Genomic DNA, 3,233 nt, shown 5'->3' with positions numbered 1-3,233 from the left:
GCGGTGAAGAGCGCCTTCACGATCACCGGCGCTCCGGCGATGATGAGGCCGCCGATGATCGAGAGTTTGCCGGCGTCGGTATCGCCGCGGCGAATGGCGAAGCCGCCGCCGACGACGCAAATGGTGCCGAAGATAAATCCGATGAGCATGACGATGCCCATTGCCTTGCTCGCGCCTTCGGCGAGGCCGCCAGCGGCTTGAGCGAGGATTGGTGAGAAGCGCATGGAAACGAGAAATGGTGGAATGTTCATGCGCTCCTTTGTATGCGACTCGCCGAAGCGACCTGCTCCGCCGGTGGAGCCACTTTTCAGAGCCGGGATGGTGGAGTCGTCGCGTGACCCATTCGACGAACGACCTTGATGCAACGCGCGCCAGACTCCGCGATCTGGAGAGCCATTTGCGGCAGCGGATTCGCGGACAGGATCACGTCATCGCTCGGATTGCCTCGCTGCTCCAGCGCGGCGAACTCGGCCTGCGCAAGCCCGGTCGTCCGCGCGGGAGCTTTCTTTTCCTCGGCCCGACGGGCGTTGGAAAAACGGAAGTGACGCTCACGTTCACTCGTTACCTGCTCGGCGATGAATGCCTCTTCCGATTCGACATGTCGGAATATCAGAATCAGGAAAGTCTCGCGGTGCTGCTCGGTGGCAAGCTCGGCGAGCGCGGGACGCTCGCGTTGGCCTACGAGAAACAGCAGTGCGGCACATTCCTGTTCGATGAAATCGAAAAAGCGCATCCGCGCGTGCTCGACGTGTTCCTGCAAATTCTCGACGCCGCGCGTGTGACGATGGCCAGCGGCGAGACGCTGGATCTAAGCGGCTTCTACGTGGTCTTCACTTCCAACATCGCATCAGCCGATGTCCTGGATTTGCAGCACTCGACATTCGCCACGCTCGAACGGCACGTCCTCACCCGCGCGCAGCAAACGATGCGCCCCGAGCTTTACGCGCGCATCAGCGAGAAGCTCGTTTTCAACAAGCTCACCTACGACGTGCAACTCGACATCGCGCGGCTGCTCCTCGCGCAAGAACTGGAGTTTCTCAGCGCGAAAGGCCACTGCATTGAGCCTGCCGAAAACGTGCTGCCGTTTCTCGTGCGGCGTGGATTCCATCCGCGCCTCGGCGCGCGTCCGCTGCGCGATGCGGTGGAGAAATCCATTGGTGATGCCGTTGCCAATGAATTGCTGGCGGGTGGCAGCGGTTGCGGAAAATTAACCGTGGATGAAAGCGGCGAACGGCTGCGCATAATGCGGTGAGAAACTCCCGACGGCGTCGGGAGAATCCACCCACCCATTGGCCTGCGCAGCGGCAGGCCGCGGAGGTCGAGGGGAAAAGCAAGTGGGGTCATGGGGTGGCGACGGGCGGGTACGGTCATGGTGAAAATGCGATCGCTTCAGGGTGGGTATTCGCTTGCTCGGCACGTCACGACGCCAACGCTCGCGGATGCGGTCCTGACACGAGATTGGAATCGAGCCGGAGACGTTACCTAACTTTGACCAACACCCGACCAGAACGTGCAATGCAGATACCTGCGGCATTGACGACAAAGGCTTCGACCCAATGCGTTCCACGATATGCAGTGGTTTCCCACCGAACATAGGGGTCGGTTTCTTCAGATGGCTCAAATTCGCCGCGCGGTTGTCCGGCGTTGATGGCCTCAGCACCAGTGTTGACGATTTGCCACTCAATTTTGTGTGGTTTAGGCGCGTCGGTTATAGCCTTGAACTTGATCCAGACTTTCCTAGGAACGGATGCGTCTCCAAGTAGCCACAGACGCTTGCCGCTTTTCGTCCGATACACAGTTTTCGAGACACTGACAGCGCAGCGAGCTACGATTGGCCATTGTGGCGGTTGTGCATGCCGAGCATCTCCTAAAGCCGGAACCAGAGGTTGAGAGCTAATCACTGCTGGTGATAGACTCGTTCGCCTTACGCCCAACTCCGTTGCAACCTTATCCATCGTTTGCTTCCCGAGAGACTCGTCGAGCATGATGACCCCCTCATCAACGCTCTCCGCTTTCGACAAATTGGAGCAATCCACACTTACCTTATTGAGCCATGAGAGAAATGAGATCCGCCTCTCAGGAAACTCATTCCATCTATCGGCAAAGTTCTCGCCATCATCGACGGGATTCTGAACCCACCACTTGCCATTCCTTTGCTCGATGAACTGAGGCATCCGTTTCACGATTCCCGTCAGAGCGTCGAAAATGTCTTCTTCGTTCCAGTAAGCATGCGCAGCGAGCGTCGTCAAAATGACTGAGACGGGCCTCACATCGCCCTTCTGAGCAAAGTAGATGTCACGATGTCGCTTCAAAATCTGCACGCACCGCTGAAGCGGTGTTTTCACGCGCCAGTCGGGAACTTCCGGCGCTTTACCATCCTTGCAGTGACTCCTGCCTAAGTTTGAGGAAGAGGAAGTCGAGGTTGGCGACGCCGCAAGCCTTATGAATGACACGACTGACAATGGTGTTGAATGCTTCGATGCGGGCACTGGTGATGCGGTGCTCGCAGAAGTTGAGGATTTGTTCCTTGGCCCGAATTAGTCCGTGAGCGAAGCGGCCCAGCTCGCGAACTCCGCTCTCCAGAGCCATGGCGATCCAGTTGGTGAGGCATTTGTCGGCGCTCCTGCGGTAGGTGTAGGTCCAGACGGCCTTGAAGGCGTCCTTGAGCACATAGATCAAGGAGAGTTCGCGATTGGCGGCCAGCAGCAGCTTGAGTTCGCGGCGGCCGTCGGTGCTGAGGTTTTCGGGGTTGCGCAGCAGGTTGTAGCGCTGACCTTTGAGCAAAGCGCGGCCTTCGGCGTCGGTCTGTGCTTGGGTGCGCCGACGCACCTTGTCAATGACCTCGCCCAGATTGGAGATGAGATGGAACTTGTCGAAGACGATGTCTGCCTCCGGCAGGCGAGCCTCGACAGCAGCACGATAGGCTCCGCTGCGGTCCAGGCCGACGGCGGCGATGGTGGCCTTCTGTGGGGCAGTAAGTTTGGCGAAGAAGCCATCGAGAGCATCCTTGCCCCGGCCCTCGGCCAGCCAGAGCAGTTCGCCCGTGCGGGCGTTGAGCACCAGCGTGACGAATCCGGCGCGACCGAGGTGTTTTTCATCGATGAGCAGCGCCTCGATGCCGTCGAGTCGCGGCGCTGGCAGCTCGGTCTGGAGGATGTAGCGATCGTAGCGATAGGCGGTCATCGGCGGTATCGGCACCAGTTCGCAAACCCTCTGCACCGGCAGCCAGCGGC

3 protein-coding genes and 1 pseudogene are annotated in these 3,233 nt (G+C 59.2%); 1 reads left to right on the top strand and 3 read right to left on the bottom strand.

Translation table 11 applies throughout. The annotated features are described in order from the left end of the window. A pseudogene (locus ABJF10_RS30150) lies at positions 1–224 on the bottom strand (hypothetical protein); the annotation flags it as partial. 110 nt (positions 225–334) lie between these two features. Here ABJF10_RS30150 and ABJF10_RS30145 point away from each other — a divergent pair. Continuing rightward, positions 335–1,252 carry an AAA family ATPase gene (locus ABJF10_RS30145; protein WP_348548300.1) on the top strand — a complete coding sequence of 306 codons (918 nt, stop codon included), beginning with the start codon at positions 335–337 and terminating at the stop codon, positions 1,250–1,252. Between the two features lie 226 nt (positions 1,253–1,478). Here ABJF10_RS30145 and ABJF10_RS30140 read toward each other — a convergent pair whose 3' ends face one another. Next, positions 1,479–2,345, bottom strand: a complete 867-nt coding sequence (locus ABJF10_RS30140) for a hypothetical protein (protein ID WP_348548299.1) — start codon at positions 2,343–2,345, stop codon at positions 1,479–1,481. 25 nt (positions 2,346–2,370) lie between these two features. Then, positions 2,371–3,233: ISL3 family transposase (locus tag ABJF10_RS30135; RefSeq protein ID WP_348548298.1), on the bottom strand; the 863-nt coding region annotated here is incomplete at its 5' end.

The sequence above is a fragment of the Chthoniobacter sp. genome, from assembly GCF_040003245.1.
Lineage (GTDB): Bacteria > Verrucomicrobiota > Verrucomicrobiia > Chthoniobacterales > Chthoniobacteraceae > Chthoniobacter.
This window is presented reverse-complemented; position numbering and strand designations above follow the sequence as displayed.